The 13,819-nt window shown below is 65.1% G+C and carries 17 protein-coding genes; 12 read left to right on the plus strand and 5 right to left on the minus strand.

The features are described from left to right. Positions 1-168: 168 nt before the first annotated feature. From ispH to HCZ97_RS17835, 3 genes are read right to left on the minus strand one after another with little or no spacing between them, the layout of a single operon-like run. A complete protein-coding gene (ispH, locus tag HCZ97_RS17825) occupies positions 169-1,128 on the minus strand; it encodes a 4-hydroxy-3-methylbut-2-enyl diphosphate reductase (RefSeq protein ID WP_167690466.1) in 960 nt (319 codons plus the stop codon). 59 nt (positions 1,129-1,187) lie between these two features. Beyond that, complete coding sequence (locus tag HCZ97_RS17830) at positions 1,188-1,598, minus strand: YqaA family protein (RefSeq protein WP_254871595.1); 411 nt, start codon at positions 1,596-1,598, stop codon at positions 1,188-1,190. Positions 1,599-1,635: 37 nt separating this feature from the next. Further along, the gene (locus HCZ97_RS17835) at positions 1,636-2,211 is read right to left on the minus strand and encodes an NYN domain-containing protein (protein ID WP_167690468.1); all 576 of its coding nucleotides are present in this window, start codon (positions 2,209-2,211) and stop codon (positions 1,636-1,638) included. 103 nt (positions 2,212-2,314) lie between these two features. Between HCZ97_RS17835 and folK the strand changes: the two genes are divergently transcribed. From folK to HCZ97_RS17860, 5 genes are all read left to right on the plus strand, one after another. Next, entirely contained in the window at positions 2,315-2,932 is a 618-nt protein-coding gene (gene folK / locus HCZ97_RS17840) for a 2-amino-4-hydroxy-6-hydroxymethyldihydropteridine diphosphokinase (RefSeq protein ID WP_368484394.1), read from the plus strand. A 64-nt stretch (positions 2,933-2,996) separates the two neighbouring features. Then, entirely contained in the window at positions 2,997-3,353 is a 357-nt protein-coding gene (gene rpoZ / locus HCZ97_RS17845; RefSeq protein ID WP_167690470.1) for a DNA-directed RNA polymerase subunit omega, read from the plus strand. 118 nt (positions 3,354-3,471) lie between these two features. Then, entirely contained in the window at positions 3,472-5,616 is a 2,145-nt protein-coding gene (locus tag HCZ97_RS17850) for a bifunctional (p)ppGpp synthetase/guanosine-3',5'-bis(diphosphate) 3'-pyrophosphohydrolase (protein WP_167690501.1), read from the plus strand. Positions 5,617-5,628: 12 nt separating this feature from the next. After that, the gene (locus HCZ97_RS17855; protein ID WP_167690471.1) at positions 5,629-6,462 is read left to right on the plus strand and encodes a DUF2062 domain-containing protein; all 834 of its coding nucleotides are present in this window, start codon (positions 5,629-5,631) and stop codon (positions 6,460-6,462) included. A 131-nt stretch (positions 6,463-6,593) separates the two neighbouring features. Continuing rightward, positions 6,594-7,343, plus strand: coding sequence for a pyridoxine 5'-phosphate synthase (locus HCZ97_RS17860; protein ID WP_167690472.1), 750 nt, complete (start codon positions 6,594-6,596; stop codon positions 7,341-7,343). 37 nt (positions 7,344-7,380) lie between these two features. On the opposite strand, the gene HCZ97_RS17865 is transcribed toward HCZ97_RS17860, so the two are convergent. Next, positions 7,381-8,331 carry a LysR substrate-binding domain-containing protein gene (locus HCZ97_RS17865; RefSeq protein ID WP_167690473.1) on the minus strand — a complete coding sequence of 317 codons (951 nt, stop codon included), beginning with the start codon at positions 8,329-8,331 and terminating at the stop codon, positions 7,381-7,383. 97 nt (positions 8,332-8,428) lie between these two features. Between HCZ97_RS17865 and HCZ97_RS17870 the strand changes: the two genes are divergently transcribed. The 7 genes from HCZ97_RS17870 (at position 8,429) to HCZ97_RS17900 (ending at position 13,156) form a co-directional block, all read left to right on the plus strand. Further along, complete coding sequence (locus HCZ97_RS17870; protein WP_167690474.1) at positions 8,429-8,626, plus strand: hypothetical protein; 198 nt, start codon at positions 8,429-8,431, stop codon at positions 8,624-8,626. Positions 8,627-8,705: 79 nt separating this feature from the next. After that, a complete protein-coding gene (gene acpS / locus HCZ97_RS17875; protein ID WP_167690475.1) occupies positions 8,706-9,134 on the plus strand; it encodes a holo-ACP synthase in 429 nt (142 codons plus the stop codon). A 126-nt stretch (positions 9,135-9,260) separates the two neighbouring features. Next, a complete protein-coding gene (lepB, locus tag HCZ97_RS17880) occupies positions 9,261-10,136 on the plus strand; it encodes a signal peptidase I (RefSeq protein ID WP_167690476.1) in 876 nt (291 codons plus the stop codon). Between the two features lie 56 nt (positions 10,137-10,192). Beyond that, positions 10,193-10,882 carry a ribonuclease III gene (gene rnc, locus HCZ97_RS17885; protein WP_167690477.1) on the plus strand — a complete coding sequence of 230 codons (690 nt, stop codon included), beginning with the start codon at positions 10,193-10,195 and terminating at the stop codon, positions 10,880-10,882. After that, positions 10,879-11,769 (plus strand): DMT family transporter, encoded by an 891-nt coding sequence (locus tag HCZ97_RS17890; RefSeq protein WP_368484395.1) that lies wholly within the window; start codon positions 10,879-10,881, stop codon positions 11,767-11,769. The genes rnc and HCZ97_RS17890 overlap by 4 nt, the downstream gene beginning before the upstream one ends. A gap of 87 nt (positions 11,770-11,856) precedes the next feature. Beyond that, positions 11,857-12,762: a GTPase Era gene (gene era, locus HCZ97_RS17895; RefSeq protein WP_167690478.1), complete on the plus strand. Its 906-nt coding sequence runs from the start codon at positions 11,857-11,859 to the stop codon at positions 12,760-12,762. A 64-nt stretch (positions 12,763-12,826) separates the two neighbouring features. After that, positions 12,827-13,156 carry a DUF1491 family protein gene (locus tag HCZ97_RS17900; protein ID WP_167690479.1) on the plus strand — a complete coding sequence of 110 codons (330 nt, stop codon included), beginning with the start codon at positions 12,827-12,829 and terminating at the stop codon, positions 13,154-13,156. Here HCZ97_RS17900 and HCZ97_RS17905 read toward each other — a convergent pair. Continuing rightward, positions 13,153-13,773 carry a Pr6Pr family membrane protein gene (locus HCZ97_RS17905; RefSeq protein ID WP_167690480.1) on the minus strand — a complete coding sequence of 207 codons (621 nt, stop codon included), beginning with the start codon at positions 13,771-13,773 and terminating at the stop codon, positions 13,153-13,155. The genes HCZ97_RS17900 and HCZ97_RS17905 overlap by 4 nt on opposite strands. Positions 13,774-13,819 lie beyond the last annotated feature (46 nt).

Genomic DNA, 13,819 nt, shown 5'->3' on the forward strand with positions numbered 1-13,819 from the left:
CGCCCAAGTGCGTGCCCGGCAACCAGGCGCATCGGGTCATGTCCGGGCGCTTTTGGACCGGGCCGGGTCGGGAGCGGATGCGACAAGCGGCGCGGAAGAGGGGCTTGTCCCCGCGCGCGCGGCGCTCCGCCCGAGGCGGGAGCGCATAGCGGCGGGCTGGGACTGTGATCAGCCTGCGGCGGCGGGGGTGCGCAGGACGCGGGGGACCTTGAACTCGACGTTCTCCACCGCGGTTTCGACCAATTCGACCGTGACCGCGTAGCGTTCGCCCAGGGCCTCGATCACCTCGTTCACCAGCACTTCGGGGGCAGAGGCCCCGGCGGTGATGCCGATGCTGCGGATCCCCTCCAGCGCGCGCCAGTCGATATCGGTGGCGCGTTGCACCAGCTGGGCGTAATCGCAGCCGTTGGCGCTGGCGACCTCCACCAGGCGGCGGGAGTTGGAGCTGTTGGGCGCCCCCACAACCAGCATCGCGTCGATCCGTTCCGCCATGGCCTTGACCGCTTCCTGGCGGTTGGTGGTGGCGTAGCAGATGTCTTCCTTGTGCGGGCCGATGATGGCCGGGAAGCGGGCCTGGAGCGCGGCGACGATACTCTTTGTGTCATCGACCGACAGCGTGGTCTGGGTGACGAAGGCCAGGTTGGCGGGATCGCGCACGTCCAGGCTGGCCACGTCCTGTTCGGTTTCCACGAGCAGCACGTCGCCCGCCGGCAGCTGGCCCATGGTGCCCACGGTTTCAGGGTGGCCGGCATGGCCGATCATGATGATCTGCAGGCCAGCCTCTGCGTGGCGCTCGGCCTCGATATGGACCTTGGAGACGAGCGGGCAGGTGGCATCGACATAGATCATCTCTCGGCTGGCGGCCTCTGCCGGCACGGACTTGGGCACGCCGTGGGCGGAGAAGATCACCGGGCGGTCATCGGGGCATTCGGAGAGTTCCTCGACAAAGACGGCGCCCTTGGCGCGCAGCCCGTCGACGACGTACTTGTTATGGACGATCTCATGGCGGACGTAGACCGGGGCGCCCCATTTCTGCAGCGCCATTTCCACGATCTTGATTGCACGGTCGACACCGGCGCAGAACCCGCGCGGGGCTGCCAGGTAAAGGGAAAGGGGCGGCTTGGTCATCTGGGTCTCCTGTCGCCTGACAGAGGTAAGGAATAGGGCCTGCGTGGTAAAGGGGCGGTTTAGCCCAGCAGACCTGCCGTGGCCCAGGCCAGCAGGATGTAGCGCAGCGTCTTGGCCAGCCCGACCAGCGCCAGGAAGGCCCAGACCGGCGTGCGCATGACCCCGGCCACCACCGTGATCGCATCGCCCAGCGGCGCCCAGGACAGCAGCAGCGACCAGAGCCCCCAGCGTTGGTACCATGCCTGCGCCCGCGCCAGCTGCGCCTCTTTCACAGGGAACCAGCGGCGATCCCGGTAGTGTTCGATCCAGAGCCCCATCAGGTAGTTCACGAAGGAGCCCGCGGTATTGGCGATGCTGGCCACGACGATCAGCCAGCCCAGCGGCAGGGACCCGCGCAGCTGGATCGCGGCAAAGACGATTTCCGACTGGAACGGCAGAAGGGTGGCCGCACCAAAGGCGGCGAGGGCCATTGAGGCGGCCTCACCCAGCATCGCCGCTGTCACCCGATCAGCCGCTGACGGTAGAGCGCGAGCGCGCGTCTTCGCCGATGGGATCCCGCGGCGGCCGGCCGATCACTTCCTTCAGTTCGTCCAGCTCGATGAAATTGTCTGCCTGACGGCGCAGTTCGTCGGCAATCATCGGAGGTTGAGAACGAATCGTCGAGACAACGGAGACGCGAACACCCTGGCGTTGCAGGCTTTCCACCAGCGGACGGAAGTCTCCGTCACCGGAGAAGAGCACGATGTGATCGACCCGGGGGGCAAGCTCCATGGCATCGACGGTAAGCTCGATATCCATGTTGCCCTTGACCTTGCGGCGGCCCTGGCTGTCCGTGAATTCCTTGGCCGGCTTGGTGACCATGGTGAAGCCGTTGTAGTGCAGCCAGTCAACCAGGGGACGGATGGGTGAGTACTCGTCATTTTCAAGTAGTGCGGTGTAGTAGAAGGCCCGCAACAACTTGCCACGGCGCATGAATTCCTGCCGGAGCAACTTGTAATCGATGTCGAAACCCAACGCTTTGGCGGCAGCGTAGAGGTTCGATCCATCGATGAACAGCGCGAGCCGTTCGTCCTTGTAGAACATCAAAAAAACCCTTCCAATCAACTGCCCCGCCACGATGAGTGTATAATTGCGCTTGGAACCGGGACAGATACTGCAAAATAAATGCTAGCTGAGGATGCATCAAGTGAACTTGGAAGTCCAAGACAATAGGGTAACGCGATCTGAAGGCTTGGCATTCATGGTTGCAGTTGGCGGAAATATGTTCTCCGAAAAGGAGAGTCGAGGGGAATTTGTGCGTTCCGTCGTGGCGTCACTGGAACAACGTATCTGCCCCGTGGAGCGCCTGAGCCGGCTCTATTCGACCCCCGCTTTCCCCGCCGGGTCGGGGCCCGATTACGTCAATGCAGCGCTTATTCTACGGGGTGAGATGAGTCCCGACGTCATGCTGGAACATCTTCACGAAATTGAATATCTATTTGGCCGTGAACGGAAAAAACGGTGGGGTCCGCGGCGTCTGGACCTGGACCTGATTGCCGCCGGCGACCTGGTCCTGCCGGGGGCCGAAGAGCACCGCAAGTGGCGTGAATTGCCGCTGGAAGAGCAGCTTAAAAAATGGCCAGAAGAGCTTTTGCTGCCACACCCAAGAATGCAGGAGCGGGCTTTCGTTCTTGTGCCATTGCGGGACGTTGCGCCAGAGTGGAAACACCCGATTTTGGGTAAGACGGTCACGGAAATGTGTGACGATCTTCCTACAGGGGCGCTGCGCGAGGTGGTGCCGCTGCCAGAATCGGCTTGTCTCTAAGGGGCAAACCCTTTAGATATGCGTCTCTAGTTTTTCTACCGCATCCGTTCGCAAGGAGTGCCAGATGGCCCGCGTCACCGTTGAAGATTGTGTCGACAAGGTTCCGAACCGGTTCGAACTGGTCATGCTGGCGGCACACCGTGCGCGTGAGATCAGCGCCGGTGGCCCGATCACCGTGGACCGCGACAACGACAAGAACCCCGTCGTCAGCCTGCGCGAGATCGCCGAGGAAACGCAATCGGCCGATGAGCTGCGCGAGCGCCTGATCGAGTCGAACCAGACCCAGATCGAGATCGACGAACCCGAAGAAGACAGCATGGCGCTGCTGATGGGTGCTGAGGCGGCCGACAAGCCCGTCGAAGACGACATGAGCGAAGAGAAACTGCTGCGCGCGCTGGTCGAAGCGCAACGTCAGGGCTAAGCCGACGGCTGGCCGTGGCGGTTGCCGCGGCCGACGCGACCGCCCGGATCCACAGCTATCCGGATGAAACTCCATGCAGGATGGAACGGTGATGGAGGACAAGGGGGCCCGTCTGGACCTGGTTCCGGCCGATGACCTCATTGCTCTTGTCCGGGCTTACAACCCGAAGACGGACGTAAAGCTCATCCGGGGCGCCTATGACTTTGGGCGCGACATGCATGAGGGGCAGTTCCGACGGTCCGGAGAGCCCTATTTCAATCATCCCATCGCCGTGGCCACCATCCTGGCCGGGCAGAAGCTGGATGATGCCACGATCATCACCGCCCTGCTGCATGACACGATCGAGGACACCAAGGCCTCTTACATGCAGATCGCCGAGCAGTTCGGCGAAGAGGTCGCGGACCTGGTGGATGGCGTCACCAAGCTGACCAACCTGCAGCTGTCTTCCTCGGAAACCAAGCAGGCAGAGAACTTCCGCAAACTGTTCATCGCCATGTCGCGCGACATGCGGGTGCTGCTGGTGAAGCTGGCCGACCGGCTGCACAACATGCGCACCATCAAGGCGATGAAGCCGGAGAAGCAGGTCCAGAAGGCCCGCGAGACCATGGACATCTTCGCCCCGCTGGCCGGGCGCATGGGGATGCAGTGGATGCGCGAGGAGCTGGAGGACCTGTCCTTCCGCGTGCTCGACCCGGAGCGCCGCAGCGCCATCATCCGCCGCTTCGTCTCTCTTCAGAACGAGACCGGCGACGTGATCGAACGCGTGACCCGCGACATGCGCGCGGAGCTCAAGGCGAACGACATCCCCGCCGAAGTGCTGGGGCGCGCCAAGAAGCCCTATTCCATCTGGCGCAAGATGGAAGAGAAGGGGCAAAGTTTTTCAAGGCTGTCAGATATTTACGGATTCCGCATCCTGACGGAATCCGAGGATGACTGCTACCGTGCCCTGGGCGTGGTTCACCGCCGCTGGAAGTCCATTCCGGGCCGGTTCAAGGATTACGTCAGCCAGCCGAAATCGAACGGATACCGGTCGATCCACACCACGGTATCGGGGCAGGACGGCAAGCGGGTAGAGGTGCAGATCCGCACCCGCGAAATGCACGAGGTGGCGGAGTCCGGCGTTGCGGCCCACTGGGCCTATCGCGACGGGATCAAGGTGGAGAACCGCTTTGCCGTGGATCCCACCCGCTGGATTTCGGCGCTGAGCGAACAGGTTGCCGGCGAAGAGGACCACGAGGATTTCCTCGAGGCCGTGAAGCTGGAAATGTATTCCGACAAGGTCTTCTGCTTCACGCCGAAGGGCGAGGTCGTGAAACTGCCGCGCGGCGCGACCCCGATCGATTTCGCCTATGCGATCCACACCCGGATCGGCTCCGCCTGCGTCGGGGCCAAGGTGGACGGCATGCGCGTGCCGCTCTGGACCCGGATCAAGAACGGCCAGTCGGTGGAGATCATCACGGCAGAGGGCCAGGCGCCCCAGGCCACCTGGCTTGAGATCGCCCAGACCGGCCGGGCCAAGGCCGCGATCCGCCGCGCGCTGCGCGAAGTGGACCGGGAACGCTACATCAAGCTGGGCAAGGAGCTGGCGCGATCGGGCTTCGATCACGTCGGCAAGAAGGCCACCGACAAGGCGCTGGACACGGCGGCCCGCAAGCTGCTGCTGGAAGACCGCCAGGAGCTGCTGGCGCAGCTTGGCCGGGCGGAGCTGCGCGTCGCCCGCGTGGTGACCGTGCTTTATCCCGAGCTGATGGAGAACGACGATGCCGATGCGGTCAAGCGCGACCGCGCCCTGATCGGCCTGGCCGAGGGGCAAAGCTTCAAGCGTGCGCCCTGCTGCCAGCCCCTGCCGGGCGAGCGGATCGTGGGCATCACCTGGCGCGGCCGCCCGCTGGCCATCCATGCGATCAACTGCGAATCGCTGGCCGCCTACGAGGATCAGCCGGACCGCTGGGTCGACCTGCATTGGCAGGCGGGCCGACATGCCGCGATCTACATGGTGACGCTGGAATTGACGCTGGCAAACGATCCCGGTGCCCTGGGACGGATTTGCACATTGATCGGTGAGCAGAAGGTGAATATCTCCAACCTTGAGTTCAAGGACCGCAAGCCGGACTTCTACCGGCTTCTGGTCGACGTCGAGTTGAGAGATGCGGAACATCTGCACACCGTGATCTCTGCCCTTGAGGCAGAAGCGGACGTGGCTACGGTCTCTCGTCACAGCAACCCGGAGACGGCACCCCCACACGCCGTCCAAACCTCGTAGAGGGAGACACCGTTGGTCTTTAAGCGCCGCGACAGACGGCCTTTCTGGAAGATCATTTCGGATTTTCTCTGGCCACGCGGTGGCTGGACGCGGGCCTTTCATTACACCAAGCACAGGTTGCGGCGTCTGCCGGACAGCCCCGAAAAGATCTCTCGGGGGATCGCGGCGGGGGTGTTCACGGTCTTTACCCCCTTTTACGGGCTGCATTTCGTGGTCTCAGCGCTGCTGGCGCTGATCGTGCGCGGCAACGTGATCGCGGCGATCCTGGCGACCTTCGTGTCCAACCCGGTGACCTTCGTCCCGATCAGCGTGATTTCCCTTCAGACGGGGTATTTCATCGTCAACACGGCGGCAGAGCACGGCATCGGGGAGCCGGCGAAATACGGCTTCCATCCCCAGGGCGGGCTGCCGGACGGACCCCCTGCCGGCCTGATCGACGATCTGCCCGGCATCTCCATGTCCGGCCCCCATGGGCTGCCACCGGCGCAGGGGCCGGAGGCGGGCACGCCGCGCTCTTTCGGGGGGATGTTCGTGGACGCGAGCTATGACCTTTGGGAGAATTTCATGGCCCTGTTCACCGATGCGGAGGCGCATTGGGACGGGCTGCGGGTCTTCTATCACGAGGTCTTCTTCCCCTACATGATCGGGGGCATCGCGCCGGGGCTGATCTGCGGTTTGGCGGCCTACCTGCTGACGGTGCCAGTGATCCGGGCCTACCAGACCCGGCGGCGCGGCGCGCTGAAGACCAAGCTGGCCGCGATCCGGGCCAAGTCCGGGCAGCCGGCGCCCAAGCACGTGCCCAAGCCAAAGGCGAAACCCGCGACGGAGTCCGGCAAGGGCGGCTGAGCCTTGCGGCCCGATCCGCCTGCAATCGCGGGCCCGGTGTCCTGGCCATGCTGCGGCAATGCAAGATTGTCTCTGGCCCCCGCGCCGATCCTGCGGCATTCATGTGGCGGAGTGAGTGAGAGGAGCCCCGCATGAGCGATCAGCCCCAACTGCGTCTTGGCGTGAACATCGACCACGTGGCCACCGTGCGCAACGCGCGCGGCGGTGCCTATCCGGATCCCCTGCGGGCCGCGAAGATCGCCGAAGAGGCGGGCGCGGACGGGATCACCGCCCACCTGCGCGAAGACCGCCGCCATATTTCGGATGCCGATATCGAAGGGCTGGCAGAGGTGCTAAGCGTGCCGCTGAACTTCGAGATGGCCGCCACAGACGAGATGCAGGCCATCGCCCTGCGCCACAAGCCCCACGCGGTCTGCATCGTCCCCGAGAAGCGCGAGGAACGCACCACCGAGGGCGGGCTGGAAGTTGCGCGGGAAGAGAACCGGCTGGCGCATTTCATCGCTCCGCTGCGGGAGGCGGGTTGCCGGGTGTCGATCTTCATCGCCGCCGACCGCCCCCAGATCGAAGCCGCGCACCGGATCGGTGCCCAGGTGATCGAACTGCACACCGGCGCCTATTGCGATGCCCATGCCGAGGGGCGCTTTGACGATCGCGATGCAGAGCTGGAGCGCCTGCGCGAGATGGCCGCCCTTGGCCATGAGCTGGGGCTTGAGGTCCACGCGGGCCACGGGCTGACCTATGACACGGTGAAGCCCATCGCCGCTTTCCCCGAGCTGCGCGAGCTGAACATCGGCCATTTCCTGATCGGCGAAGCGATCTTTCGCGGGCTGCAACCGGCCATCGCGGAAATGCGCCGCCTGATGGATGAAGCGCGGGCCTGACGGGCGGTGGCTCTCAGCCGGTTTTTTGCGCGTGATTTCAGGCCACTGGCGTGACGCCGCCCGGCTGGGGCGGCGGTGGCGGATCGCCGACGGCGCGATGGCCCAGCCCTTCGCGCCCGGTGGCCTCCAGCAGCCATTTGCGGAACAGCCGTTGCGCCGGGGACAGGGACATCTCGCCCGCGGAAATCAGCCAGTAGCGCAGGTCCGTGCGGTGAAAGCGCGGGATCGGCGCGGCGACGCGGCCCTGGTCCAGCGCATCCCGGCAGAGCGTTTCGAAGGACAGGAAGACGCCGGCCCCGGACATCGCGGCATCCAGGCAGAGCGAGGCTTCGGAGAATTCCGGCCCGTCGCGCAGCACCAGCCCGCCCGCGCCCTCGGGCACCAGCCAGTCATCCCAGGTGTACATCGCGTTGGTGTCGCGGATGATCGGCACGCTTGCGAAATCCTGCTGGCTGACGATGGTGCGCGCTAGCTCAGGTGAGCAAACCGGCACGATCCGCATGGCGAACAGGCTTTGCGCCCGCAGGTCGGGGTAGGGGCCACGCCCGATGCGGATGGCGAAATCCGTGTTGCCGTCATTGGGATCGGCCAGCGACACCTGGCTGTCCAGCCGCACCTTCAGGTCCGGGAAGCTGCGGTAGAAGGCCGGCAGCCGCCAGATCAGCCAGCGCGCGGCAAAGATCGGGGCGCAGGAGATCCGCAGCTCCTGCCCGCGGTCGCGCCGCCCCAGTTCCGCCGCGGCGGACAATTGCCGGAAGCCGGAGGTCAGCAGGCGGAAGAATTCCTCTGTGCCGGGGGCGGGGACCATGCCGCCGGGCCGGCGGTCGAACAGCTTTTGCCCCACGGTTTCTTCGGCCCGCGCCACCTGCTGGGAGACCGCTCCGGGAGAGATCCCCATCTCTTCCGCCGCTGCACGCAGGGATCCGCTGCGGGCCACGGATTCGACCGCGCGCAGGTTGTTCAGGTGAAGGCGATTCAGCGGATGCATATAGCTTAGCTAAACCCCGCTATACGTTTGCTGCAATTCAAAAGGGACTTCGGAGGCCCTAAATCACTATCATCTGAAACCAAGAAAGGAGAAAACCATGTTCAAATGGTTCACCCAACCCGCAGCACGCCGCTCCAGAGAGCCCATCGACCAGCCTGAGATTTCCCGGATGTCGCTGAGTGAACTGGCAGACCTGCCGCTGCGCAGGCCCGCTGCCCCCGTGGTCCAGCTGGCCGAATACCGCGCGCCCCGCAAGACGGCAGCGCCGGTACAGCCCGGGCTTTGCCACGGCTGACCCGCTTTCGCCGGAAGATCGGGCCTGACAGCGCAGTGAAATCGCGCTAAGTCGGCCCGAAACCTCTGGCGGAGCAGACATGATCCTGGGCATCGGCACCGATCTCGCGAATATCGAGCGTATCTCGAATACGCTCGACCGTTTCGGCGACCGCTTCCGCAACCGGGTCTTCACCGATATCGAACAGAAGAAGGCCGCCCGCCGCAAGGACGAGGCCGGCACCTATGCCAAGCGGTGGGCCGCCAAGGAGGCGTGCTCGAAGGCGCTTGGCACGGGGCTTCGCATGGGCATTTCCTGGCGCGACATGGCGGTGAGCAACCTGCGCACCGGCCAGCCCGTCATGGAAGTGACCGGCTGGGCCGCCGAGAGGCTGGCCCAGATGACCCCGCCCGGACATGAGGCGATCATCCATGTCACGCTGACAGATGACCACCCCTGGGCGCAGGCCTTCGTGGTGATCGAGGCCCGCCCGCTGGGCCAAGGCGACGCGCCGCTCGCATCCGAGTGATGGCAGTGAGGCCGCGGACGGCTTGACTTTGCCCGTCGCGGACGCGCATGAAGCCGGGGCTTGGTGGCCGCAGGACGTGCCGCCGGGCACAGGCAGCAGATACAGGCAGCAAGGGACCGGCGGCGCATGGCTGAGAAGGCGAAGAAGGAAAGCGGCAATTTCCTCTGGGAAACCATCAAGACCATCTTCTGGGCGCTGCTGATCGCCGGGGTTTTCCGGACCCTGTTCTTCCAGCCATTCTGGATCCCCTCAGGGTCGATGAAGGATACGCTGCTTGTCGGTGACTTCCTGTTCGTGAACAAGATGGCCTATGGCTATTCCTATGCCTCCTGCCCCTCCGTGCGGCTGGCGCGCTTTGGCGTGGATATCGACGCCAAGGATGTCTGCGGCTGGATGGGCGAAGAGGGCCGGATCCTGGGCGGCGATCCCGAGCGCGGCGACGTGGTGGTCTTCCGCCACCCGGTAACGGGCGAGGATTACATCAAGCGCCTGATCGGCCTGCCGGGCGACGAGATCCAGATGATCGACTCTGCCCTCTACATCAACGGTGAGGCCGTGCAGGTCGAAGACGGCGGCACCTTCGTTGAAACCTATGCGCCGCAGGGTCTTCAGGGGCGCACGCCGCTGTGTTCCAACGGTCCGGTCGGCATCGGTGGCGAATGCGAGAAGGAGCGTTTCATCGAGACGCTGCCGAACGGGGTCAGCCATTCGATCCTGGATATCCGCTACCAGCGCCACGCGGATGACACCGGGGTCTACCACGTGCCCGAAGACATGTATTTCTTCATGGGCGACAACCGTGACAATTCCACCGACTCGCGCTTCCCGCAGAGCGTTGGCGGCGTGGGTTTCGTGCCCAAGGCCAACCTGATCGGCCGCGCCGACCGGATCATGTTCTCTTCCGCGGGCCGGTCGCTGCTGTTCTTCTGGGACTGGCGCAAGGGGCGCTTCTTCCGGGCCGTGCAGCAGAGCAAGGAAGACCTGCTGGCCGAAGGATCCTGACGCTTGCCTTGCAAGGCGGGCGCATGGTCTGATCGCGGGAAGCCGGAGCCGGACAGATGAAACTTTCGCAAGAGCTGAGAGCCTTTCAGGACAGGCTTGGACATGAGTTTGTCCGGGCCGAGCTGCTTGTGCGCGCGGTCACCCACAGCTCTGCCTCCACCCCCGCGCGAAGCGACAACCAGCGGCTTGAGTTCCTGGGCGACCGGGTGCTGGGCCTGGTGATGGCAGAGGCGCTGCTGGCCGAGGATGAAGCCGCCAGCGAAGGCAAGCTGGCACCGCGCTTCAACGCCTTGGTGCGCAAGGAAACCTGCGCCGATATCGCCCGCGACATCGACCTGGGCGCGGTTCTGAAGCTGGGCCGGTCCGAACAGATCAGCGGCGGGCGGCGCAAGCTGGCGCTGCTGGGCGACGCGATGGAGGCGGTGATTGCCGCGGTCTACCTGGATGCCGGTTTCGAGGCCGCGCGGGGCGTGATCCTGCGGCACTGGTCCTCTCGGATCGAGGCGGTGGAAGCGGATGCCCGCGACGCCAAGACATCGCTTCAGGAATGGGCCCAGGCGCGGCGTCTGCCCCCGCCCAGCTACCTGGAGCTTGACCGTTCCGGTCCCGATCATGCGCCGGTCTTCACGATCTGCGCCAAGCTGGTCAGCGGCGAAGAGGCCTCGGCCCGGGCGAATTCCAAGCGGGCGGCGGAACAGGCGGCGGCCAAGGCCCTGCTGGACCGGCTCATGAAGGACGACACGTGAGCGACAACCTGCGTGGCGCGCTGTGGATGCTGCTCGCCATGATGTGCTTCGCCTGCGAGGACGTGCTGTTCAAGATCATCACGCAAGAGGTCTCTCCGGGGTTGGCCCTGATGGTCTTCGGCGTGCTGGGCATGGCGATCTTTGCCGGGATGTCGCGCCGGGCCGGAGAGGCGGTGTTTCACGCCCAGACTCTGCGCCCGCGCCTGATGATCCGCTCCGGCTTCGAGATCGCCGGGCGGCTCTTCTTTGCGCTGGCGCTGGCCTATACGCCGCTGTCCTCAACAGCCGCGATCCTGCAGGCGGCCCCGCTGGTGGTGACCTTCGGCGCCGTGCTGGTCTTTGGCGAGGTCGTGGGCTGGCGGCGCTGGACGGCGATGTCCGTGGGTCTGGTGGGCGTGCTGCTGATCCTGCAACCCACCCCTTCGGCCTTTCGGCTGGATGCGCTGTTTGCGGTGGTGGCCACCATCGGCTTTGCCGCGCGCGATCTTGCGACGCGGGCGGCGCCGCCCAGCGTGTCGCGCTGGCAGCTGGGCACGCTGGGCTTCCTTGTCCTGCTGATCGCAGGGGGGCTGCTGGTGCTGGTGGGCGGCGATGCCGTGACCGTGCCAAGCCCCTTCACCGCGGGGCTTCTGCTGACCGAAACAATCATCGGGGTCATTGCCTACACGGCCCTGACCCTGGCGATGAAGACCGGAGAGGTCTCTGTCGTGTCGCCCTTCCGCTATTCCAGGCTGTTGGTGGCGCTGCTTTTCGCGGTCTTCCTGTTCGGCGAGCGCCCGGGGGTCTGGACCCTGGCCGGCGCGGCGCTGATCGTGGCCAGCGGCACCTACACGCTGCTGAGGAACGGCAGGACCGTGAAGGCGGGTGCGCCGGATGCCCTGCTCTGAGCTGCGCCCCTTACAGGGAACGAGACAGGGCTGGCGCAGCAGGCTATTCTGCCCTAAGAGGCGCTCTTCATGTCTAAGGATGATCCCATGAGCACACGTGCAGGCTTCGTCGCCCTGATCGGCGAGCCCAATGCCGGCAAATCGACCCTGCTGAACCGGATGGTGGGGGCCAAGGTCTCTATCGTCACGCATAAGGTGCAGACGACCCGGGCGCGTATCCGGGGCGTGGCGCTGGAAGGCGACAGCCAGGTGGTCTTTGTCGACACGCCGGGCCTGTTCAAGCCGCGCCGGCGGCTGGACCGGGCCATGGTGGCCGCGGCCTGGGGCGGTGCGGCGGATGCCGATGTGGTCGTCCTGCTGATCGAGGCGCATCGCGGTATCACCGAGGGCGTGGAGAAGATCCTGGAGACCCTGACCGAGCTGGAGGGGCGCCGCGTGGCCCTGGCGATCAACAAGATCGACCGGGTGGAGGCGCCGGTGCTGCTGGGGCTGACCCAGGCGATGAACGAACGCTATGCCTTTGCCGAGACCTTCATGATCAGCGCCGAGAAGGGCCATGGCGTGCAGGCCCTGCGCGAATGGCTGGCCGCAGAGATGCCGGAAGGCCCCTGGCTGTACCCCGAGGATCAGATCGCCGATCTGCCCATGCGCATGATCGCCGCCGAGATGACCCGCGAGAAGCTGACCCTGCGGCTGCACCAGGAGCTGCCCTACCAGCTGACCGTGGAAACGGAGAACTGGGAAGAGCGCCAGGACGGCTCTGCGCGGATCGACCAGATCGTCTACGTGGCGCGTGATGGCCACAAGGGCATCCTGCTGGGCAAGAAGGGCGAGACGATCAAGGCCGTCTCCACCGCCGCGCGCCAGGAGCTGGAAGAATTCCTGGGCCGGCGCGTGCACCTGTTCCTGCAGGTCAAGGTGCGTGAGAACTGGCTGGAAGAGGCCGAGCGCTATTCCGAGATGGGCCTGGACTTCAAGGACGGGAACGCCTGACGGCGCTCGCTCCCCCCCCGGGGGAGCATCGCCCCGCCCGCCGTCCCGTCACTTCGGAGGTTCCATGCGACTGACTGCCGAGATCTGGGTGTCTGCCTATCTGACACGGCTGCGGCTGGCCGATATCCCTGCCTTTGTCGTGGCTCATGGCGATGACACAGGCGGCGCGGTGCTGGTGAAGCTGAACACGCTCGACGGCCGCGCCGTGGCCTTCCAGCGCAGCTTCGACATCATGACCGGGGACCGCAAATGGGTGGAACTTGCCGCGGGCGAGGAGCGCGAGGTCGACGCGACCGTCAGCCGCCAGCGCGGCTATGATCCCGACCTCTGGGTGATCGAGGTGGAAGACCGGCAGGGCCGCCACCTGCTGGAGGAACCCGGCCTTTCGGACTAGCGCCGGATCGCCCGGCCAAGGCCGACGAAGACGAGGCCGCCCACGAACATCCCCAGCCCCATGATTGCGGACCAGATGGTCACCCCGTCCCAGCCCACCTGCATCGGGTCGATGAAGAAATAGGGGTATCTGCCGTCGAAATGCCCGCGCAGCAGCGCGTAGCCGATGTAGATCAGAGGCCAGAGCAGCCAGAGCAGCGCGTGGCCGGGGCGCAGCCCGTATTTCGGCGCGAAGATCAGCCACCATCCGACCACCAGCACAGGTGTCACGCTGTGCAGGCCGATATCCGCCCATTGCGCCATGCTCGTAAGCGTCTGGCTGAGCAGAAGGTGGTAGACCAGCGCCGTGACCGTGATCCAGAGCGTCAGGCCCGCCATCCAGGCCGGCGGGGGCGCGCGTTTCGCCAGCACGATGCCGGCAAAGGTCAGGCAGACCATGACATTGGTCAGAATGGTGAAATAACGGGCATGGGACCACAGGATATGTGGCAGGTCATCCCCGGGTTGGGACAGGGCGGAACTGAGAACCTCAAGCACAAGAGCGCCGGCCGCGGCAAGCGCGGTCAGGGCGGCCAGGTTTCGCGCCGCAGACGAGAGGGATCGTGAGCGAAAATCCATGCGCACAAGCTGAGCCATCTTGCCCCGGTCTGCAAGTCATTGGATT

Source organism: Pseudooceanicola sp. HF7, assembly GCF_011806405.1.
In the GTDB taxonomy this organism is placed as follows: domain Bacteria; phylum Pseudomonadota; class Alphaproteobacteria; order Rhodobacterales; family Rhodobacteraceae; genus Pseudooceanicola.